A 19,123-nucleotide genomic window follows, 5' to 3' on the forward strand; every position below is an offset into this window, starting at 1 on the left:
GGTTCGAACCTACGACCAATTGATTAAGAGTCAACTGCTCTACCGACTGAGCTAACGACCCACATCCTGAACTTTTCACCAACCGCATGTGGCGGTCAGCGTTACAACATGGTGGTCGTTACTGGGCTCGAACCAGTGACCCCCTCCTTGTAAGGGAGGTGCTCTCCCAGCTGAGCTAAACGACCTGGGAATATTGTCTTCACCTGCTGTGAAGAAATGGTGGGTCGTGCTGGATTCGAACCAGCGACCAATTGATTAAAAGTCAACTGCTCTACCGACTGAGCTAACGACCCTCACCACGACCAGTGCCAACTGCATTACTGCTCCGGCTCTGACGGCGGCCTATATTACGGATTTATCATCCTGGCGCAATAGAAAAATCTTAAATTAAATCTGATTGTTCACTGCGCATACAAAGCAGAGAGTTCTTTACAAGAGTGTTACGAAAACAGTGACATGCAGCAATGTCACAGCTTGGCCAGACTCTGTTTGGCCAGCTGGGCCGGCGAGGTGTTGGGGTAACCCTTGATCACCTGCTCATAGAAGGCCTTGGCCTCTGTTTTTTTGCCGTCAAGCTGGGCGAGCATGCCGAGTTTCAGCAGGGCATCGGCCCGCTTGGGTGACTTGCTGTATTTATTCGCCACCGTGGAGAACTGGCTCGCGGCCCCCGCCCTGTCGCCCTTGTTGAACATCAGCTGGCCAAGCCAGTAGTGGGCATTGGGAACATAGCTGGAGTTCGGGAACTGCTTGATGAACCCTTCGAAGGCAGGAATGGCCTTGTCGTAGTTCTTCTCCTTGAGCACCATGTTCACGGCCGCGTCGTAGGCCTGGTTCTCATCCTGGTTGGTGGAGTAGTTGGCAGCCGCGGCAGGAGGCGTTGCAGCACCTGCAGCAGGTGTTGCGGGCGCGGCGGCAGGCTGGCTGTTGGCCACCTTGTCGAGCTCCTGGTAGAGTTGGCGCTGGCGCTCCTGGGACTGCTCCATCTGGTAGGTCTGCTGTTCCAGCTGACCACGCAGCTCGGAGACCTCCCCTTGCAGGGAGTCGACCTGTTGCTGCAGTTCGGCCTGCAGACGCAGACGGGCGTTGAGGGTACGCTCCAGCAGAGCAACCCGGTCTTCCAGGCTGCCGGTCGGTACGATGGCACCATTGTTGCCGCTCAGCACCACACCGCTGCTGCCAGAATCCCCGCTCAGATCGCTCACGGGTGCTGCCGCTTGCGCATTCAAAGCAACCAACACGGCCAGCGCAACACCAGCTTGCTTGTACACAGATTTCATTCGGATCAAACCTTAGCGTTTAGTGCAAATAAAACGGCCAGCGCATAGTCGCTCGCTGATACAGATTTCATTCGGATCAAACCTTGACGTTTAGTGCAAATAAAACGGCCATCGAAATGGCCGCTTGCATATAAACGAACTTCGTTCGACTCAAACCTTAGTAAACCAGGACCGCACGGCGGTTCTTGGCAAAGGCTTCCTCGGTGTGGGACAGATCCAGCGGCTTCTCTTCGCCATAGCTGACGATGGAGAGCTGCTCGGCCTGCACACCCAGGGTTTGCAGATACTTGGCAACAGCCTTGGCACGACGCTCACCCAGCGCGATGTTGTATTCCGGCGTACCGCGCTCGTCGGCGTGGCCTTCGATCAGTACCTTGACGCTCGGACGTTCACGCAGGTAGCTGGCGTGGGCATCCAGCAGGTCGGCGTACTGACCCTGAATGTCGTAACCATCGTACGGGAAGTAGATCACGTTGTCGCGTTGCAGCGCTTCGAACTTCTGACGCATCTGCTCTTCCGGGGACAACATGCCGTTGGCGCCGCCGGTTTGTACACCGCCCATGCCGTCAGTCATGCCGGACTCGGCGCCAGCGGCGTCGGAGTCGGAAGAGGAGCTACAGGCAGCCAGGGTGAACAGTGGCAGTGCGATGGCCAGACCCTTGAGCAGTTTATTGAGTTGCATGCTATTTCCTTAAACCTTTATAACAAAACAAAAAACAATCGATTTTTATCAATTCAAGAAGGGCGACCAAGCTGGTGCACGAATTTCACCGCTACTGGTCGGAAGCACTGCCTTGAAGCGACCGTCGGTCGACACCAATGCAAGACTCTTACGACCCTGATAGATGGTGGCATAAATGATCATGCTGCCATTGGGAGCCACACTTGGCGATTCATCCAGAGCACTCTGGGTCAGTACCAGCATGGCTCCATTTTCCATATCCTGGCGAGCGATGCGATATTGTCCCTGAACCCGGGTCACCATCACCATGGACTTGCCGTCCGGTGTGATGGATGCCCCCTGGTTGGAATCCCCTTCCCAGGTCATCCGGCGAGTCATGCCAGTCGCCAAATTTACGCTATAAATCTGGGGTTTGCCACCACGTTCAGAGGTGAACAGCAAAGTTTGACCGTCCGGCATCCAGGAGGGTTCGGTGTCGATGGTTCGGTTATTTGTGACTCGAGTGAGTTGCTTGCTAGCAACATCAACGACATAGATGTCAGGCTGTCCATCTTTGGACAGAACAATAGCCAAACGACGACCATCTGGAGACCACTCCGGCGCACCGTTGATGCCACGGAAGCTGGTGATCAGACTGCGCTGCTGGGTGTAGATGTCCTGCACATAGATCTCGGACTTCTGGTTCTCGAAGCTCACGTAAGCCAGCTTGCTGCCATCCGGCGACCAGGCCGGGGACATCAGGGGTTCACGGGAGCGCAGCAGAGTCTTCTCGTTGTAGCCGTCGTAGTCGGAGATCCGCAGCTGATACGGGAACTGGGTGCCCTGCTGCACGGAGACATAGGCCAGACGAGTCAGGAAGGCACCACGCTCACCGGTCAGACGCTCGTAGACGATGTCGGAGATGCGGTGGGCAAACTGGCGCATCTGCGCACCCGGGATGGTCGCCATGCGGCTGTCCAGGATATAACCGTTCGCCTCACCGCCCTGGGTCTTGGCCAGCTGGCCTTTCAGGACGTCGACCAGCTCGAAGTTGATCTTGTAGGTACCATCACCCACGGCGGCGATGGAGCCGACCACCACGGCTTCGACCCCCTGGGAAGCCCAGGGTGCGAAGTTGATCTCGCCGCTGGTGCTCGGCGTCTGCGGCATCTGGCCACGGGCCAGCGGCTTGAACTTGCCGCTGCGCATCAGGTCGTTGGAGACCACTTCCGCGATATCCTGCGGCAACTGGCCATTGCCCTCCCACTTGAAGGGGGCGATGGCGATGGGGCGCGCACTGTCGATACCGCCGGTGATGACGATGTCCAAGGCCGCCTGAGCGCTCTGGCCTAGCAGAAGGCAGCCAACCAAAGCAAAAAACACTTTTCTTATCATGGCTTAAATACTCTGTTCCAAAAAAATGAGAGGTGAAATCCCTTTATCAGCAGATGCTGCCAACCACGGTCATTGACCCCGTTCTATCACGCTTAGATGCTCGGTTCTAACTTGAGGTTAAACTCCTTCAACATCTCGAATGCCGCCGGATCCTTCGGCACCGGCAACTGGTTGGCCTTCAGCACCGCCGCCTTGCCGGAGCGGCAGACCGCCGGATCACCCTGACCGTTGTCCACCGAGATGACGAAGCCGCTACTGGCCAACTTGACACCGATAGTACATGTTTTACCCCGCATGGTGGGATCCAAAATCATGTAGCGCTCGACCGTGGCCTTGATGAGGGCGGCATACTTGTCGACCTCGCCCTTGGCGGCTGCCGATGCTGCCTGACTGCGCGCATTGGCCTCGGCGGCCAGCTGCTGCTCCATCATGGCTTCCATCTCTTTTTGCAACTTGGCCTCTTCGGCCGCCTTGCGCTTGCGCTCCGCCTCAATCTTGGCCTTTCTGTCAGCCTCGGCCTTCGCCTTCTTCTCTGCGTCAGCTTTTGCCTTCTTGTCAGCCTCTTCCTTCGCCTTCTTCTCGGCCTCGGCCTTGGCTTTCTTCTCGGCTTCCGCCTTCGCCTTTTTCTCGGCTTCGGCCTTGGCCTTCTTCTCGGCTTCCGCTTTCTTGGCTTTGGCCTCTTCCGCCTTGGCCTTCTCTTCAGCCTGCTTCTTCTCCAACTCTTCTTTTTTCTTCTTGAGCGCCAGCGCCTTGGCCTCTTCCGCCGCCTTGCGTTCGGCTTCGGCCTTCTTGGTCTTCTGCTCTTCCAGCTTGCGGGCTTCCTCGGCTTTCTGGGCCTTCTCTTCCGCCTGCTTCTGTTCAGCCTCTTTCTTCTGCTTGTCGGCTTCGGCCTTGCGGGTCGCCTCTTCGGCCTGCTTGCGCTTGGTCTCGGCGATACGCAGACGCTCCTGCTCCTGTGCCAGCTCGCGTTTGACGCGCTCAGCGTCTTCCTTGTCCTTCTGCTGCTGTGCAGCCTTGGGCTGGGCCTGCTTCTGCTGCTGGACCTGCTGCATCTGCTGCTCCAGCATTTCGCTGTCCATCATGACCGCATTGACGATCTGTCCCTTGGACTCGGGGCGCTTGGGTTTGCTGAAGTCGATGCCAACCAGCAGGATGATGCCGATGATCAGATGCAGCAGCAGCGACGCGACGAGATAACCGGAAATACCACGCTTCACATCCATCTCCGTCAGTTCACCGGATCCGTCATCAGACCAACCTGAGGCACACCGGCTTTCTTGAGGGCCACCATCAGCAGGATCACCTCCTCGTAGCGCACGGACTTGTCACCGGCGACCACCACGGGCGCGTTCTGGTTGATGGCCAGATAGCCCATGGCCTTCTCGGTGATGTACTGCTGCATCGCCTCTGGGGTGCCGCTCGGTACGGGCTCGTCATCCGCCTCGCCAGCCTTGATGACGTACTCACCCTCGGTATTGACGCTGACGATGAAAGGCGGCTTGGAGTCTTCCGGCAACTGCTCGGACTCCGCCTGGGGCAGGTCGACCTTGACCCCCTGCGTGATCACGGGCGTGACCGCCATGAAGATGATGAGCAGCACCAGCATGACGTCGATATAGGGCACCACGTTGATCTCGGCGACCTTCTTGCGTTTGAGCCGCTGATAGGTTTGCATTACTTCTCACCCTGCTGTGCGATTTGGCGGTTCAGAATGGTGGTGAACTCGTCCATGAAGTTGGCGTAGGCGTTTTCCAGCCGTTCGACCTTGTTGGTGAAGCGGTTGTAGAAGATAACGGCCGGGATGGCGGCAAACAGACCCATGGCGGTGGCGATCAGCGCTTCCGCGATACCCGGTGCCACCATCTGCAGGGTCGCCTGCTGAACCTGACCCAGAGCGATAAAGGCGTTCATGATCCCCCAGACGGTACCGAACAGACCGATATAGGGGCTGATGGAGCCGATGGTCGCCAAGACCGGCAGGTTGGACTCGAGATCGTCCACTGCTCGGGACAGGGAGACTCGCATGGCGCGATAGGTACCGTCCATCACCGCATCCTGACCACGGGCACCGGCCTTGAGCAGGCGGGCATACTCCTTGAAGCCGGAGTAGAAGATGTCTTCCATGCCTTCGATGTCGTCACGACGGGAGGAGGACTCCTGGTAGAGACGATTGAGGTCGACCCCGGACCAGAATCTGTCTTCAAACTGCTCCGAGGCGAGGTTGGCCGCCTTGATGGCCTTGGAGCGCTGGATGATCAGCGCCCAGGAGACGACCGACATGCCCATCAGGGTCATCATGACCAGTTTCACCAACAGACTGGCTTGCCAGAACAGGCCAATAAACGAAATTTCAGCGTGCACTTAACAGCACTCCCTTGATTTTTTCAGGTATTGCAACAGGTTTCATTTGCGGATGACTGACACAGGCGATCTGTACCATGGCCTGAGTGATCAGCCGTCCATCAGCCGCCAGGATCTGCTGTGAAAAACGCATGGAAGCGCGTTTCACTTCAGTTACTTGCGTCATTACGGTCAGCAGTTCATTGAAGCGGGCCGCCGCGCGGAAGTCGATTTCGGTGCGACTCACCACAAACGCGATCCCCGCCTGCAGCAGGACATCCTGTTCGATGCCGCCTGCGCGCAGGAATTCGGTGCGGGCCCGTTCCATAAACTTGAGATAATTGGCGTTGTAGACGATGCCTCCGGCATCCGTGTCTTCGTAGTAGACACGCACCGGAAACTCAGAGACTTCCCCCATAAAAATCTGTGATCCATTCGACAGTCAGATGGGGGGCTATCATAGCGCAGGGCTGAATAGGAAAGAAGCAGGGGGAGACAGGGAAATCCCCTCTCCCCCTGTTTTTTATGGCGTGCTGCGGCGCCGACAGGCCGAAGACCACAGGGCTGTCAGCATCGCAAGAAAAGCGGACAAGAGCAGTGGCTGCGAGCGGCGTGACGAGCGAGGTTCTGTCGCTCTGACCGGGCGACGGCACGCCCGTCAAAAAAGAAGAAGGAGGTGGGCTCATGCCGACCTCCTTCATCATTTATGGCAGGTAGTAGCTGCTGGTCAGCCAGAGCCCGCAGAGCAGGCTGGGCAGGGCGAGCCAGGGGAAGAACAGCACGCGACCCACCAGGCTGCGCGGGTGAAACCCCAGTCCATGCATGACACCGCAACAGACCGCCCACATCAGCCAGGGCGCAAGCCAGAGGCCGTGCTCACTGGTGTTGGCCGCGACCAGGTTGGGCGCCTGCAAGATGGCGACAGCCAGCAGGGCCGCCGCCAGCAGCATCAGACCTTGCCATGGCTGGCGCTCCAGAGGAGCGGCCAGCCGGGCGAGCCTGTCACTTGTCTTCATCAATCTGACGATCCAGGTTCTCGGTGTGCTCCAGCCAGAGCGCATTGATAATCCCAAACGCACAGGCCAGCAGCAGCCCCAGGATCCAGGTGAAATACCACATATCAGGGCACCTTCTTAGTAGAGCGATTGTTGGTTGTCTTCGATGTGCTTGTTACTCACCCGGCCGAACATCTTGATGTAGGTCCAGATGGTGTAAGCCAGCACGGTCGGCACGAAGACGACTGCGACTACCGTCATCACCTTGAGGGTGTTGAAGGAGGCGGTGGAATCCCACATGGTCAGGCTCTGGGACGGCTCGAGGCTCGAGGGCATCACGAACGGGAACATGGAGAAGCCCGCGGTCAGGATGATGCCGGCGATGGCCAGGGAGGAGAACAGGAACGCCACCCAACCCTTGTCCAGCTTGGCCGCCACGGCGGTCAGCAGACACATCACCAGACCCAGAACGGGTGCGGCAATCATCCAGGGATAGAGGTTGTAGTTCTGCATCCAGGCACCGGCCTGCACCACCACTTCCTTGTGAAGGGGGTTGGTGACGGCGTCGGTGGCGACGGAGCCCACAATCACATAACCATCCATGCCGCTCACCCAGACACCGGCCAGGGCGAACAGCACCAGGGTCAGCAGGGAGAAGATCATGGCGGCGGTGCGAGAGCGCGCCAGCACTTCACCTTCGGTCTTCATCATCAGCCAGGTTGCACCCTGGGTGATGATCATGAAGAGGCTCACCAGACCGGCCAGCAGACCGAACGGATTGAGCAGACCGAAGAAGTTGCCGTGATAGGTCATCATCAGGAACTGGTTGAAGCTGAACGGTACACCCTGCAGCAGGTTGCCGAACGCCACCCCGAAGATGACAGGGGGAATGGCGCTACCGGCAAACAGAGCCCAGTCCCAGTTGGAGCGCCACTTGGCATCTTCCTGCAGGGAGCGGTACTTGAAGCCGACCGGACGGAAGAACAGCGCCATCAGGGTCAGGATCATGGCAATGTAGAAGCCGGAGAAGGCCGCCGCATAGACCATGGGCCAGGCGGCGAACAGGGCGCCACCGGCGGTCACCAGCCAGACCTGGTTGCCTTCCCAGTGCGGCCCCATGGTGTTGAGCATCACGCGACGCTCCACATCCTTCTTGCCGACGAAGGGGAGCAGGGCGCCCACCCCCATATCGAAACCGTCGGTGATGGCAAACCCGATCAGCAGCACGCCGACCAGCACCCACCAGACCAGACGCAACAGTTCGTAATCAAACATGGGTCACTCTCCTTATGCCTTGCTCTGTTCGAAGTGGTACTTGCCCGTCTTCAGGCTGCTTGGGCCCAGGCGCGCATACTTGAACATCAGGTACATCTCGATGATCAGCAGTACTGTGTAGAACAGGAAGATCCCGATCAGAGAGAACCAGATCTCGGACGCAGGAATGTTGGATGCAGAGACATAAGTCGGCAGCATCTCGGCGATGGTCCAGGGTTGACGACCATATTCAGCGACAAACCAGCCCGCCTCGATGGCGATCCAGGGCAGCGGGATACCGTACAGCAGCGCCTTGAGCAGCCACTTGCGCTCGCCGATCTTGTGGCGGGTGCTGTCATAGAAGGCCAGACCGATCAGCACCAGCATCAGGATGCCGCAGGCGACCATGATGCGGAAGGCGAAGAACAGCGGCAGTACCTGCGGGATGGAGTCATCCACGGCAGCCTTGATCTGCTCGTCGGTGGCGTCGGTCACGTTGGGGGTGTAACGCTTGAGCAGCAGACCGTAGCCCAGATCCTGCTTCACTTCGTCGAAGCGGGCGCGGGTATCGTCGGACTTGTCACCGGATTGCAGCTTGGTCAGCAGGTCGTAGGCGGTCATGCCGTTGCGCACGCGCAGCTCATGCTCGCTCTTGAGATCCTTGAGACCAGTCACCTGACCGTCCAGGGAACGGGTGGCGATGATGCCGAGGGCATAGGGGATCTTGATGGCGTAGTCGGTGCGCATCTCCTCCTGGTTCGGGATCCCGAACAGGGTGAAGGATGCCGGAGCCGGCTCCGTGTTCCACTCGGCCTCGATGGCCGCCAGTTTCACCTTCTGCACTTCCCCGGTCTCGTAGCCGGACTCGTCACCCAGCACCAGCACGGAGAGGATGGAGGCCATGCCGAACGCGGCCGCGATGGCGAAGGAGCGACGAGCGAATGCCACATCACGATTCTTCAGCAGGTAATAGGAGGAGATCCCGAGCACGAACATGGCGCCCGTGGTATAGCCTGCCGCCACGGTGTGGACGAACTTGACCTGGGCAACCGGGTTGAACACCAGGTCGGCGAAGCTCACCATCTCCATGCGCATGGATTCGAAGTTGAACTCGGCACCCACCGGGTTCTGCATCCAGCCGTTGGCGACCAGGATCCACAGTGCGGAGAGGTTGGTCCCGAGCGCCATCAGCCAGGTAGCCGCCAGGTGCTGGCGCTTGCTGAGACGATCCCAACCGAAGAAGAACATACCGACGAAGGTGGACTCCAGGAAGAAGGCCATCAAGCCTTCGATGGCCAGCGGGGCCCCGAAGATGTCGCCGACATAGTGGGAGTAGTAAGCCCAGTTGGTACCGAACTGAAACTCCATGGTGAGCCCGGTGGTAACCCCGAGGGCAAAGTTGATACCAAACAACTTGCCCCAGAACTTGGTCATGTCCCGGTACACTGTGTTGTTGGTCATCACATAGACAGACTCCATGATCGCCAGGATGAAGGCCATCCCCAGCGTCAAGGGTACAAACAGGAAGTGATAAAGGGCCGTCGCAGCAAATTGGAACCGCGATAGGTCTACCACATGCTCAGCAATCATGATGTTTCCTCACCGATTATTGGCACGGCTATTTTAAGTTTTAAGGACAAAGCTTCCATTGGAAGTCCCCGAACGGTCGGTCACCCCTCGCGGACTGACCGGATTCGACTGCCACCACATTAACAACAAGGCAATATACAGGAACAAAAAAAGCTAATGTTTAACATCTAATAAACAATAACCAGGGTTCTATTCCCGCCTATAATGATCGCTGTTTTATATCACCTTTATTTGATTGAAATCAATGTAAAACCACCCTCAATACATGTTTTTTCAAGGTAACTTATGGGGCTTTTCCCATTAATTATGGGAGCTTCATCACAAAAAACGCCAAGCCGTAAATAATTGATTTAAATCAATTTTATGACACATCAAAATAGTTTCAATTCTGTTAAACAAATACGCAACCCCGGAAATAAAGCCCTCGCGTCTCGATTATTTCAATAAATGGCCAGGCTCATCCAAAAATCAATTTAAACCCAGTAAAAACACATGTTTATGCGGATTGACACCCCCACCAAAATCATTAGTTTATCTAATCAAAAGCCCATAGATTTTCTTGTTTGTCCCACCCGGAAATAGCTCCTACAATGCGCCTCGCAGTGAGGGCATACCTCTGAATACAGGCCGGTCATTCCGGGTTCCCGGTACGTATTCGATGAACATTTCGAACCTGTTTGTTGGGATTAATGATGAAAAAGTTTGTTGCCAAGACCATCCGTTACTACAAGCTTTCTTTCGTTCAACTCTATCAAATGAACCGACTCTGAAGCCTCGCGACGGCTCCTCTGTTTTTTCCCGACCGGTCTGCAGACGCGCTCACTGTCTGTGAACATCCATCCTGAATTGTCTTTGCCCACCGCCTGTGCCGTGGGCTTTTTTTTGCCCGCAAAACAAAAAGCCGCCTCAAGGGCGGCTTTTTGGTTCATATCGCAACGTCTACTGATCTGCCGGTCGTTCCAAGCCAAAGTGTGCATAGGCTCTCTGAGTTGCGATCCGCCCTCTGGGTGTACGTTGCAGATAGCCTTGCTGGATCAGATAAGGTTCCAGCACGTCTTCTATGGTGTCCTTCTCCTCACCGATGGCGGCGGCCAGGTTGTCGAGCCCGACGGGCCCCCCCATAAACTTGTCGATGACGGCCAACAATAGCTTGCGATCCATGAAGTCGAAACCTTCGTTGTCCACGTCCAGCATGTCCATGGCTCGGGCCGCAATGGGTCCGTCAATTCGCCCGTCAGACTTCACCTGGGCAAAATCTCGTACCCGCCTTAACAAACGGTTAGCAATGCGCGGTGTCCCCCGGGAGCGACGGGCTACCTCGAGAGCGCCGTCTTCCGCCATGTCGAGCCCGAGGCAGCGGGCGCTGCGAGAGACGATGTCGGTCAGGTCCTTGACGTTGTAAAACTCGAGGCGCTGCACGATGCCAAACCGATCCCGCAGGGGGCTGGTGAGGGAGCCGGCCCGGGTGGTGGCACCGATCAGGGTGAAGGGAGGGAGATCGAGCTTGATGGAGCGGGCCGCTGGCCCCTCCCCTATCATGATGTCGAGCTGATAATCCTCCATGGCCGGGTAGAGCACCTCCTCCACCACCGGGCTGAGACGGTGGATCTCGTCGATGAAGAGCACATCGTTCGGTTCCAGGTTGGTGAGGAGCGCCGCCAGATCGCCGGCCTTCTCCAGCACGGGGCCCGAGGTGGTCTTGATGTTGACCCCCATCTCGTTGGCGACGATGTTGGCCAGCGTGGTCTTGCCAAGGCCGGGAGGCCCGAAGATCAGCAGATGATCGAGGGCCTCCCCGCGCTGGCGGGCGGCCTCGATGAAGATCTCCATCTGATCGCAGACGTGATCCTGCCCGGTATAATCGGCCAGCTTTCTGGGCCGGATGGCCCGATCGATGATCTCGTCCTCACGGGCGGCACCGGCCGAGATGAGGCGATCCGCTTCAATCATTGTCTACCTCACACCAGGCTGCGCAGGGATTCACGAATGATCTCCTCTACCGACATGCCGTCGGCAGCCACCTTGCTGACGATCTGGCTGGCCTGCTGCGGCTTGTAGCCGAGGGCCACCAGTGCACTGGCCGCCTCCTCGCTCGCATCCGGGGCTCGCAGCGGGCTCTCTTTCGCGGGCAGGGTGATTTCGGCCGGGGAGAAGAGATCGTGGCTGACCCAGCCCTTGAGGCGGTCTTTCATCTCCACCACCAGGCGCTCGGCGGTCTTCTTGCCCACGCCGGGCAACTTGACCAGTGAGCTTATCTCCTCGCGCTCGACGCTCATCACAAACTGGGTGGCCGTCATGCCGGAGAGAATGGCCAGGGCAAGCTTGGGGCCGACCCCGTTGGTCTTGATCAGCTCGCGAAACAGCGCCCGCTCCTGCTTGTGGTTGAAGCCGTAGAGCAGCTGGGCATCTTCACGCACCACGAAGTGGGTGTGAATGACGGCCTCCTTCCCGAGTTCGGGCAGATCATAGAAGCAGCTCATGGGCATATGAACCTCATATCCCACCCCTCCGACTTCCAGCAACACCTCGGGGGGTTGCTTCTCGATGATGACGCCTCTCAAGCGACCGATCATGTTCTTTTCCTCGCCACGCAGACTCTCGCAAATTGGGTCATAGCATAAAGAATAACTGGATAAGTATCCAGCATAGGTCCATGCAGGTCATGGGATGACCCGCTCTTCATACCCGGCCATTTCCCTCGTTCAGAACACTGTCGGTCACTTTATTTTCCATCGGGGATGGCACATCTTCGTCATTGATTGAACACTGAAATGGTCTTGTTCGGCACCATGGAAGGCTTGAATCATGAAAATCGTCACCACATCCAACCTCGGACTCACCATTCTGCTCGGCTGCACCCTGGGCATGGGGGCGATCGGCTGGTATGGCAGCCAGCGGCTGGCTGATCTGCTCTCCTACGTCCTGGGGGCCGCCTGGCAGACTGCAGATGGTGCCATGGAGGGCTCCATCGAACTCGGCAACCAGTCGCTCTATATCCAGAAGATGCTCTCGAGGATCCCCCTCGACGCACCGGAGCTGCAACGGGCAAAAGAGGCGGCCAGCGACGCTTTGCGCCGGGTGGAGCAAGGCGGGCTCATCGATGCGGCAGCCATCACCACGCTGAAGCAGCATGAGCAGACCTATCAGCAAGAGCAGGCACAGCTGCTGACCCTCTATCGCACCTTCACGAGCGCCGATGAGGCGTTGCGCGCCAGTTCTGAACGCATGTCACGCCTCTCGACCAGGCTGGAGGTGATCGGTGACGAGGCCGTCGAGAGCCTCACCCGCTCACCGGATCAGGCCATCAGCTGGAACGGCGGCCTTGCAACTCGCTGGCAGGCGGCCGATGGCAGCATGGAGGCCAACATCGGATTCCTGCGCCAGCTCTATGCGCTGGAGAAGATGCAGAGCGAAGGCCTCACTCCTGCCATCCAGGCCGAGCTGGCACAAGCCACCCGCTTCTATCAGGACGCGGTTGACGGCATGCTGGCAACCGGCCAGTTCGATGTGCCCGGTGACGGGGAGTTTGCAGGCCAAATGCTCTCCACCCAGTATCGTGCCCTGCAAGCCGACAATGCCCGCCAGATCCGTGAATGGACCACAGCCCTGAGCGCTTATCAGAACCAGCTGACCCGTTACGAACACAGTGCCGACCAGCTCAGGCTGGCGCTGGTCGAGGTCGAAGCCCAGGGGGACGCCACCGTCGAGGATCAGGTTCACCTGCTCAACGCCATCATCGACTACACCAGGGGACTCATCCTGGGGGGCTTGCTGCTCAGCCTGCTGATCGTCACCTGCTGCGGCTTCTGGCTGGTACGCACCATTGTTCGCCCGCTACTCCAGGTCGACAAGCGCATGCAGGACATCGCCGCCGGGGAAGGAGATCTCAATGCCCGCATCAACCTCTCACGCGACGACGAGATTGGCTCCCTGGCCGGCAGCGTGGATCGCTTCATCGAGAAGCTGCAGAAGATGATCAGCGCCACCATGGACAACAACCAGCACATCAACCAGCACGTGCACACCTCGGTCAACCGGGTCCAGGCCATCAGCCAGAGCAGCCGCCAGACCGCAGCGCATGCCCAGGCGCTGCACCACGACAGCGAGCAGATGGTGCAGGTGGCCACCACCATCTCGGGCAACTGCAACCTGGCGGCACACAACGCCAACGAGGTGCGCCAGCTCACCACGCAAAGCAGCCAGTATGTCTCCTCCGCCACCGCCGGCATGCAGCGGGTGGTCATGGAGGTGGGTGAATGTGCCACCGCCATCAACGCCCTCAAGGAGCAGGCAGGGCAGATTGGCCAGATCATCTCCACCATCAGCAATATCTCGGAGCAGACCAACCTGCTGGCTCTCAATGCCGCCATCGAAGCCGCCCGGGCGGGCGAGATGGGGCGCGGTTTTGCCGTGGTGGCCGACGAGGTGCGCACCCTGGCCAATCGCACCGCCACCTCCAGCGCCGAGATAACGGACGTGATCAACAGCATCCAGCAGCAGACAGAGCAGGCTTATCTGATGATGCAACGTAACCTGAAAACCGTGGAATCGGGTATGGCGGACTCCGACAACACCAAACAGATCCTGTTCAAGGTAGAAGAGGCCATCGATCAGCTCGCCGACATGGTGCAACAGGTAGCAGAGGCGACCAGCCAGCTCTCCCACACCCTGGGACACACCACGGGCAAGGTTTCGGATATCAGCCTGCAGGCCCAGACGGGCGAACAGGAAGCCCAGGAGTGCCTGCAACTGGCCTCCTCCCTCCATCAGGCCAGCCAGCAGCAACAGCAGTTGCTGTCGCAATTTCGGGTCTAGTGCGGACGGGGCAAGGCCCCCGCCCTCCCCCCAGCGCCGCTGAATTTAGCCCTTGGGCCGGGGGGCTTCGCCTGTTAAAATTCCGCACTTGAAATTTTCCAGGGCCAAGCCGCCCGAACTAGCGAAGGTCTACCGCGATGCGTACCAGCCAATATCTGCTTTCCACTCTCAAGGAAACCCCCTCCGACGCTGAAGTTGTCAGCCACCAGCTGATGCTGCGCGCCGGGATGATCCGCAAACTCGCTTCTGGCATGTACGCCTGGCTGCCGACCGGCCTGCGGGTCCTGAAGAAGATTGAAAACATCGTCCGCGAAGAGATGAACAATGCGGGTGCCGTCGAAGTATCCATGCCGGTGGTACAGCCCGCCGAGCTGTGGCAGGAGTCCGGCCGCTGGGATGACTACGGCCCCGAGCTGTGCCGCCTGACCGACCGTCACAACCGCCCCTTCGTGCTGGGGCCGACCCACGAAGAGGTGATCACCGCGCTGGTCCGTTACGAAGTGAACAGCTACAAGCAACTGCCGCTGAATCTGTATCAGATCCAGACCAAGTTCCGCGATGAAGTGCGCCCCCGTTTCGGCGTGATGCGTGGCCGCGAATTCCTGATGAAGGATGCCTACTCCTTCCACATCGACAAGGCCTCCCTGGTCGATACCTATGAGAAGATGCATGCGGCCTACTGCACCGCCTTCACTCGCATGGGTCTGAACTTCCGCCCGGTGCAGGCCGATACCGGCTCCATCGGGGGCACCGGCTCCCACGAATTCCAGGTGCTGGCCGAGAGCGGTGAAGACTTGATCGCCTTCTCCGATACATCCGATTACGCCGCCAACATCGAGATGGCCGAAGCCCTGGCACCGGCTGGCGAGCGCGCTGCCGCAACCAAAGCCCTGACCAAGGTGGCCACCCCGGCCGTCCACACCATCGACGAAGTGGCCGCTTTCCTGAACGTGGCGCCGACCGCCATCGCCAAGACCCTGCTGGTACTGGCCGAGGAAGATGAGCACGGCAAACAGGCCGTCATCGCCCTGGTACTGCGTGGCGACCACGAGCTGAACGAAATCAAGGCCGAGAAGCTTTCTGGCGTGGCTAACCCACTGACCTTCGCCAATGACGAGCAGATCAAGGCTGCCGCCGGTTGCGACGCAGGCTCCATCGGCCCGGTCGGCTTTGCCGGTCGCATCATCGTCGATCGCAGCGCCGCCCATCTGAGCGATTTTGTTTGCGGCGCCAACGAGACCGGTTTCCACCTGACCGGTGCCAACTGGGATCGCGACATCGCCTCTTACGAAGTGGCCGACCTGCGCAACGTGGTGGAAGGTGATCCGAGCCCGTGCGGCCAGGGCAAGCTGCTGCTCAAGCGCGGTATCGAAGTGGGCCACATCTTCCAGTTGGGCACCAAGTACTCCGAAGCGATGAAGGCGAGCGTGCTGAACGAAGGCGGCAAGTCCGTCACCATGGAGATGGGTTGCTACGGTATCGGGGTTTCCCGTCTGGTGGCTGCCGCCATCGAGCAGAACAACGACCAGTACGGCATCATCTGGCCGGATGCCATCGCCCCGTTCGAAGTGGCCATCGTGCCGATGAACATGCACAAGTCCGAGCGCGTGGCCGAGCAGGCACAACAGTTCTACGCCGAGCTCAAAGCCGCCGGGGTGGACGTGCTGTTCGACGACCGTAAAGAGCGCCCGGGTGTGATGTTCGCCGACATGGAGCTGATCGGTGTGCCCCACGCCATCGTCATCGGTGACCGTGGTCTCGACAACGGCGTGGTGGAGTACAAGTGCCGCCGCTCCGGCGAGAAGCAGGAAGTGGCGATCAAAGAGATCGTTGCCCTGCTCAAGGCCAAGCTGGGTCGCTGATAACGCGACACCGCCTTTCGCTTTTCATAGGAAAGCCCCGAGTGCCACGGCACTCGGGGCTTTTTATATGGCTCTCAGCCATGATGCACAAAAATGCGTCTCCAGCGTGAACCAATGAGATAACTGCATTGCCCTGTACACGGCACGGCTGATTTCCTAGACTGGCGCTCTTTACCGAGCTTGCCCGAGAAGTTATGTCCATCGCCTCAGCCAATACCGTTGTCGTGCTCGACTTCGAGACCACAGGGCTTTCACCCGGACAAGGGGATAGAGCCATCGAGATCGGTGCCGTCAGAATCAAGGATGGCCATATCAGTGAGCGTTTCTCGGCATTGATGAATCCGGGCTTCAACGTGAGCAGCTTCATCGAGCAATATACCGGGATCAGCAATGCCATGCTGAAACAGGCTCCCCCCTGTAACGAGGTGATGGCGGATTTCGTCGACTTTATCGGTGATGACAATCTGGTCGCCCACAACGCCTCCTTCGACAAGCGCTTTCTGGATGCGGAAATAGAGCGATTGCCGGCGCAATACCGCGGCCAGTTCGCCTGTTCCCTGCTGCTATCGAGGCGCCTGTTTCCCGATGCCCCGGATCACAAGCTGGGTACCCTGGTGCAATACCGGAGCCTGCCCAATGACGGGGTATTTCACCGTGCCCTGGCGGATGCCGAGGTGACGGCCCACCTCTGGCTTGCCTTGTTGGAAGAGCTGGCGTGTCGACATGGCATTATCGACCCGGACTTTGAATTGCTGCTGACCCTTGGCAAGAAGCCAAAACAGGTGATTCCATCCTTCCTGCGGGAATATGCGACTCGGAAATAATATGTGCCGACATGCATCATCAATCATCCATGCCATGTCGGCACTGAATTTACCCGCCTTCACATCCATGATGGCCCGGCGTAAAGAGAGGCAGGCAAGCAGATAATTTAGCACTGCACATCAATGAAAAAGCGCGCCAAATGGCGCGCCTTTTGTTTCTGCTCTTCTGGGCGGCAAGGGCCGGAGCCCACTATCTCAACTATTGCGACCGATAAAGAGATCGGTCACATGGCAGCTGCTTCTCGCGGCCAGCGCATCCAGCATGTAGGCTGCCGCGTCTTCCGGCGTCATGAAGCCGCTCGGGTCCACGTGATCCGAATTCTCCCAGAACTCGCTGCGGATCCCGCTCGGATAGAGGTTCACCAGTCGCAGGGGAGCACTCTTCAGCTCGGCCCGCAAGGATTCGAGAAAGCCGCGCATGCCCCATTTGGAGGCGCAATAGAGGCTCTCGTTTGCCTTGCCGGTCTGGGCGGCAGAGGAGAGCACATTCGCCAGCACGCCGCCCTTGTCGCCGATGAGGCGTACCGTCTGCTGGGCCACCAGTATGGTGGAGATGAGATTGCTCTCCACCACCCGGCGGATCTGCTCGGCGGTGTAGACACCCACCGGGCCGAACTCGCCGACACCGGCACAGTGGATCACCATGTCGGGCAGGCCGCCCCACTCCACCGCAGCGGCAAAGGCGACATCCACCTCTTCGTGGTGTGCGAGATCGGCGGCAATGCCGATCACCGCCTTGCCGAGCAGCTCTTCCTGCTCCTGCAGTTTCTGGTAACGGCGACCCATCATGGAAACCTGATGGCCGCGTTCAACCAGCCCTATGGTCAGGGCGCGGCCCAGTCCGGACCCCGCGCCAGTCACTATGATGTGGCCCATGTGTGCTCCTCAGGGAGATCAGAAGGTGAATTCACCACCGATGAACCAGCCGTCGATGGTCTGATCGACGCGATCGAAGTCCATCTCGGCCTCACGCCAGCCGGCGCGGATCTTGAGCGGCACGGAAGAGAACTTGTAGGAGCCGCCCAGACGGTAGTCGTAGTTGTCGGCATCCTGCACCCGCATATCGCCAAACGCCGCAAAGCCGGTCCCCGGGATGCGTACTTCACCCCCGGTGTAGGCCATCAGCACATCCTTGTCATAGGAGTAGTGCTGGGTGTTGAAATCACCGTCGTAGCGACGACCGGTCAGACCCAGATCGATCTGGAACAGATCGTTGTTGAACAGGCGATAGTAGAGGCTCAGGTCGTAAGCCAGCAGATCGTTGTTGAAGCTGCCACCGCTGCTGCTGAAGTCGGACATTTCAAACTTGGCGTTGGGCAGCAGCAGGATGCCGTGCTCCAGTTGCAGGTAGCCGCTCCAGTTGTAGTTCTCGTCATAGCTGCCATCGGCACCCACGCTGCTGACCTGGCCACTTCCCTGGGCATTCCACAGATCAGCACCCGCCGCAAAACGCCAGTCATTGGCGGCCATGGCCCCATGGCTGAGCAGAGCCATCACAGTGCCGGCAATCAGGGTCTTCTTCATCACTTCGCTCCATTTTGGACTGGAAAGGCCATCATTTTACCCGCTGGGCAAGGAATACCTAGAGTAAAAAGCTGAACAAGCGTCCAGAAATGTCAGTGCTTCATCCCTTTCATGGGCTCGACCGGCTTCACGGGCAGGCTCAGTGACAGCGTCTGACCATCGTCCAGGGTCAGGGTCAGCGGGAAGGGCGTGCCCTGGGCCAGGGTATGGATGTCGAACAACATGATGTGCAGGCTGCCGGGCTTGAGCACGGCCTCTCCCTTGGCCGGGATCTCGATGCTCTCCACCTGGCGCATCTTCATGACGCCGTTCTCGTGCAAATGGGTGTGCAGCTCGACACGGCCCGCCTCAGGAGACGCTCCCGCCACCAGTTTCACCGGTTTGTCCCCATCGTTCCTGAGCACCATGAACGCCGCCGTGTTCGGCGAGCCAGGGGGCAGCAGGCGCACATAACCATCGACTGCGTCGACCTTGGCCAGGGCCGGGGCGGCCAGAAGCAGTGCCATGGTGGAATAAAACGCACGTTTAAACATGGTTGAAATCCTTTTATGATGTTGTTAAACGAGACAAAGCTTACCCCTGTGGC

General features: G+C 58.6%; 20 protein-coding genes and 2 tRNA genes. 3 read left to right on the forward strand and 19 right to left on the reverse strand.

Going from position 1 to position 19,123, the window contains the following annotated elements:
* Positions 1 to 109: 109 nt before the first annotated feature.
* From AB5Y68_RS08760 to ruvA, 16 genes are all read right to left on the reverse strand, one after another.
* Positions 110 to 185 (reverse strand) — tRNA-Val (locus tag AB5Y68_RS08760).
* Between the two features lie 32 nt (positions 186 to 217).
* Positions 218 to 293: transfer RNA gene (locus AB5Y68_RS08765), tRNA-Lys, on the reverse strand.
* A 174-nt stretch (positions 294 to 467) separates the two neighbouring features.
* Positions 468 to 1,277: a tol-pal system protein YbgF gene (gene ybgF / locus AB5Y68_RS08770; protein ID WP_042014605.1), complete on the reverse strand. Its 810-nt coding sequence runs from the start codon at positions 1,275 to 1,277 to the stop codon at positions 468 to 470.
* Positions 1,278 to 1,434: 157 nt separating this feature from the next.
* Positions 1,435 to 1,959: a peptidoglycan-associated lipoprotein Pal gene (gene pal, locus AB5Y68_RS08775; RefSeq protein WP_010672877.1), complete on the reverse strand. Its 525-nt coding sequence runs from the start codon at positions 1,957 to 1,959 to the stop codon at positions 1,435 to 1,437.
* A gap of 48 nt (positions 1,960 to 2,007) precedes the next feature.
* A complete protein-coding gene (gene tolB / locus AB5Y68_RS08780) occupies positions 2,008 to 3,333 on the reverse strand; it encodes a Tol-Pal system beta propeller repeat protein TolB (RefSeq protein WP_010672876.1) in 1,326 nt (441 codons plus the stop codon).
* 92 nt (positions 3,334 to 3,425) lie between these two features.
* Positions 3,426 to 4,556 carry a cell envelope integrity protein TolA gene (gene tolA, locus AB5Y68_RS08785; RefSeq protein WP_039039484.1) on the reverse strand — a complete coding sequence of 377 codons (1,131 nt, stop codon included), beginning with the start codon at positions 4,554 to 4,556 and terminating at the stop codon, positions 3,426 to 3,428.
* Between the two features lie 5 nt (positions 4,557 to 4,561).
* Positions 4,562 to 5,008 (reverse strand): protein TolR, encoded by a 447-nt coding sequence (gene tolR, locus AB5Y68_RS08790; protein WP_010672874.1) that lies wholly within the window; start codon positions 5,006 to 5,008, stop codon positions 4,562 to 4,564.
* Entirely contained in the window at positions 5,008 to 5,694 is a 687-nt protein-coding gene (gene tolQ, locus AB5Y68_RS08795; protein WP_010672873.1) for a protein TolQ, read from the reverse strand. Before tolQ ends, tolR begins: the two co-directional genes overlap by 1 nt.
* A complete protein-coding gene (gene ybgC / locus AB5Y68_RS08800; RefSeq protein ID WP_010672872.1) occupies positions 5,684 to 6,091 on the reverse strand; it encodes a tol-pal system-associated acyl-CoA thioesterase in 408 nt (135 codons plus the stop codon). The genes tolQ and ybgC overlap by 11 nt, the downstream gene beginning before the upstream one ends.
* Positions 6,092 to 6,377: 286 nt before the next feature.
* Positions 6,378 to 6,689, reverse strand: coding sequence for a cyd operon YbgE family protein (locus tag AB5Y68_RS08805; protein ID WP_039039483.1), 312 nt, complete (start codon positions 6,687 to 6,689; stop codon positions 6,378 to 6,380).
* The gene (cydX, locus tag AB5Y68_RS08810) at positions 6,676 to 6,792 is read right to left on the reverse strand and encodes a cytochrome bd-I oxidase subunit CydX (protein ID WP_005331536.1); all 117 of its coding nucleotides are present in this window, start codon (positions 6,790 to 6,792) and stop codon (positions 6,676 to 6,678) included. Before cydX ends, AB5Y68_RS08805 begins: the two co-directional genes overlap by 14 nt.
* A gap of 14 nt (positions 6,793 to 6,806) precedes the next feature.
* Positions 6,807 to 7,943: a cytochrome d ubiquinol oxidase subunit II gene (gene cydB / locus AB5Y68_RS08815; protein ID WP_010672870.1), complete on the reverse strand. Its 1,137-nt coding sequence runs from the start codon at positions 7,941 to 7,943 to the stop codon at positions 6,807 to 6,809.
* 12 nt (positions 7,944 to 7,955) lie between these two features.
* On the reverse strand, positions 7,956 to 9,512 hold the full coding sequence (locus AB5Y68_RS08820; protein WP_010672869.1) for a cytochrome ubiquinol oxidase subunit I: 1,557 nt from the start codon (positions 9,510 to 9,512) through the stop codon (positions 7,956 to 7,958).
* Positions 9,513 to 10,198: 686 nt separating this feature from the next.
* Complete coding sequence (locus AB5Y68_RS08825; protein WP_029313687.1) at positions 10,199 to 10,441, reverse strand: hypothetical protein; 243 nt, start codon at positions 10,439 to 10,441, stop codon at positions 10,199 to 10,201.
* A gap of 10 nt (positions 10,442 to 10,451) precedes the next feature.
* Positions 10,452 to 11,462, reverse strand: coding sequence for a Holliday junction branch migration DNA helicase RuvB (ruvB, locus tag AB5Y68_RS08830; RefSeq protein ID WP_039039482.1), 1,011 nt, complete (start codon positions 11,460 to 11,462; stop codon positions 10,452 to 10,454).
* An 8-nt stretch (positions 11,463 to 11,470) separates the two neighbouring features.
* The gene (ruvA, locus tag AB5Y68_RS08835) at positions 11,471 to 12,085 is read right to left on the reverse strand and encodes a Holliday junction branch migration protein RuvA (RefSeq protein ID WP_010672867.1); all 615 of its coding nucleotides are present in this window, start codon (positions 12,083 to 12,085) and stop codon (positions 11,471 to 11,473) included.
* Positions 12,086 to 12,317: 232 nt separating this feature from the next.
* On the opposite strand from ruvA, the gene AB5Y68_RS08840 reads away from it, so the two are divergent.
* The 3 genes from AB5Y68_RS08840 to AB5Y68_RS08850 all read left to right on the forward strand — a co-directional run bounded on the left by AB5Y68_RS08840 (position 12,318) and on the right by AB5Y68_RS08850 (position 17,013).
* Positions 12,318 to 14,327 (forward strand): methyl-accepting chemotaxis protein, encoded by a 2,010-nt coding sequence (locus AB5Y68_RS08840; protein ID WP_039039481.1) that lies wholly within the window; start codon positions 12,318 to 12,320, stop codon positions 14,325 to 14,327.
* A gap of 137 nt (positions 14,328 to 14,464) precedes the next feature.
* A complete protein-coding gene (locus tag AB5Y68_RS08845; RefSeq protein ID WP_039039480.1) occupies positions 14,465 to 16,189 on the forward strand; it encodes a proline--tRNA ligase in 1,725 nt (574 codons plus the stop codon).
* A gap of 194 nt (positions 16,190 to 16,383) precedes the next feature.
* Positions 16,384 to 17,013 (forward strand): PolC-type DNA polymerase III, encoded by a 630-nt coding sequence (locus AB5Y68_RS08850; RefSeq protein WP_039039479.1) that lies wholly within the window; start codon positions 16,384 to 16,386, stop codon positions 17,011 to 17,013.
* A gap of 195 nt (positions 17,014 to 17,208) precedes the next feature.
* On the opposite strand, the gene AB5Y68_RS08855 is transcribed toward AB5Y68_RS08850, so the two are convergent.
* The 3 genes from AB5Y68_RS08855 to AB5Y68_RS08865 form a co-directional block, all read right to left on the reverse strand.
* A complete protein-coding gene (locus AB5Y68_RS08855; protein ID WP_010672863.1) occupies positions 17,209 to 17,889 on the reverse strand; it encodes an SDR family oxidoreductase in 681 nt (226 codons plus the stop codon).
* Between the two features lie 18 nt (positions 17,890 to 17,907).
* Positions 17,908 to 18,537 carry a TIGR04219 family outer membrane beta-barrel protein gene (locus tag AB5Y68_RS08860; protein ID WP_010672862.1) on the reverse strand — a complete coding sequence of 210 codons (630 nt, stop codon included), beginning with the start codon at positions 18,535 to 18,537 and terminating at the stop codon, positions 17,908 to 17,910.
* A gap of 92 nt (positions 18,538 to 18,629) precedes the next feature.
* Positions 18,630 to 19,070 (reverse strand): copper chaperone PCu(A)C, encoded by a 441-nt coding sequence (locus tag AB5Y68_RS08865; RefSeq protein ID WP_039039478.1) that lies wholly within the window; start codon positions 19,068 to 19,070, stop codon positions 18,630 to 18,632.
* Between the last annotated feature and the right edge of the window lie 53 nt (positions 19,071 to 19,123).

The sequence above is a fragment of the Aeromonas sp. R6-1 genome (assembly GCF_040908165.1).
Classification (GTDB): domain Bacteria; phylum Pseudomonadota; class Gammaproteobacteria; order Enterobacterales; family Aeromonadaceae; genus Aeromonas; species Aeromonas caviae.

Excerpts from the sequence above, each read along its gene's own strand:
- ybgF (WP_042014605.1), bottom strand. The coding sequence starts at position 1,277 with ATGAAATCTGTGTACAAGCAAGCTGGTGTTGCGCTGGCCGTGTTGGTT.
- pal (WP_010672877.1), bottom strand. The coding sequence starts at position 1,959 with ATGCAACTCAATAAACTGCTCAAGGGTCTGGCCATCGCACTGCCACTG.
- tolB (WP_010672876.1), bottom strand. The coding sequence starts at position 3,333 with ATGATAAGAAAAGTGTTTTTTGCTTTGGTTGGCTGCCTTCTGCTAGGC.
- tolA (WP_039039484.1), bottom strand. The coding sequence starts at position 4,556 with ATGGATGTGAAGCGTGGTATTTCCGGTTATCTCGTCGCGTCGCTGCTG.
- tolR (WP_010672874.1), bottom strand. The coding sequence starts at position 5,008 with ATGCAAACCTATCAGCGGCTCAAACGCAAGAAGGTCGCCGAGATCAAC.
- ybgC (WP_010672872.1), bottom strand. The coding sequence starts at position 6,091 with ATGGGGGAAGTCTCTGAGTTTCCGGTGCGTGTCTACTACGAAGACACG.
- AB5Y68_RS08805 (WP_039039483.1), bottom strand. The coding sequence starts at position 6,689 with ATGAAGACAAGTGACAGGCTCGCCCGGCTGGCCGCTCCTCTGGAGCGC.
- cydX (WP_005331536.1), bottom strand. The coding sequence starts at position 6,792 with ATGTGGTATTTCACCTGGATCCTGGGGCTGCTGCTGGCCTGTGCGTTT.
- cydB (WP_010672870.1), bottom strand. The coding sequence starts at position 7,943 with ATGTTTGATTACGAACTGTTGCGTCTGGTCTGGTGGGTGCTGGTCGGC.
- AB5Y68_RS08820 (WP_010672869.1), bottom strand. The coding sequence starts at position 9,512 with ATGATTGCTGAGCATGTGGTAGACCTATCGCGGTTCCAATTTGCTGCG.
- AB5Y68_RS08825 (WP_029313687.1), bottom strand. The coding sequence starts at position 10,441 with ATGAACCAAAAAGCCGCCCTTGAGGCGGCTTTTTGTTTTGCGGGCAAA.
- ruvB (WP_039039482.1), bottom strand. The coding sequence starts at position 11,462 with ATGATTGAAGCGGATCGCCTCATCTCGGCCGGTGCCGCCCGTGAGGAC.
- ruvA (WP_010672867.1), bottom strand. The coding sequence starts at position 12,085 with ATGATCGGTCGCTTGAGAGGCGTCATCATCGAGAAGCAACCCCCCGAG.
- AB5Y68_RS08840 (WP_039039481.1), top strand. The coding sequence starts at position 12,318 with ATGAAAATCGTCACCACATCCAACCTCGGACTCACCATTCTGCTCGGC.
- AB5Y68_RS08845 (WP_039039480.1), top strand. The coding sequence starts at position 14,465 with ATGCGTACCAGCCAATATCTGCTTTCCACTCTCAAGGAAACCCCCTCC.
- AB5Y68_RS08850 (WP_039039479.1), top strand. The coding sequence starts at position 16,384 with ATGTCCATCGCCTCAGCCAATACCGTTGTCGTGCTCGACTTCGAGACC.
- AB5Y68_RS08855 (WP_010672863.1), bottom strand. The coding sequence starts at position 17,889 with ATGGGCCACATCATAGTGACTGGCGCGGGGTCCGGACTGGGCCGCGCC.
- AB5Y68_RS08860 (WP_010672862.1), bottom strand. The coding sequence starts at position 18,537 with ATGAAGAAGACCCTGATTGCCGGCACTGTGATGGCTCTGCTCAGCCAT.
- AB5Y68_RS08865 (WP_039039478.1), bottom strand. The coding sequence starts at position 19,070 with ATGTTTAAACGTGCGTTTTATTCCACCATGGCACTGCTTCTGGCCGCC.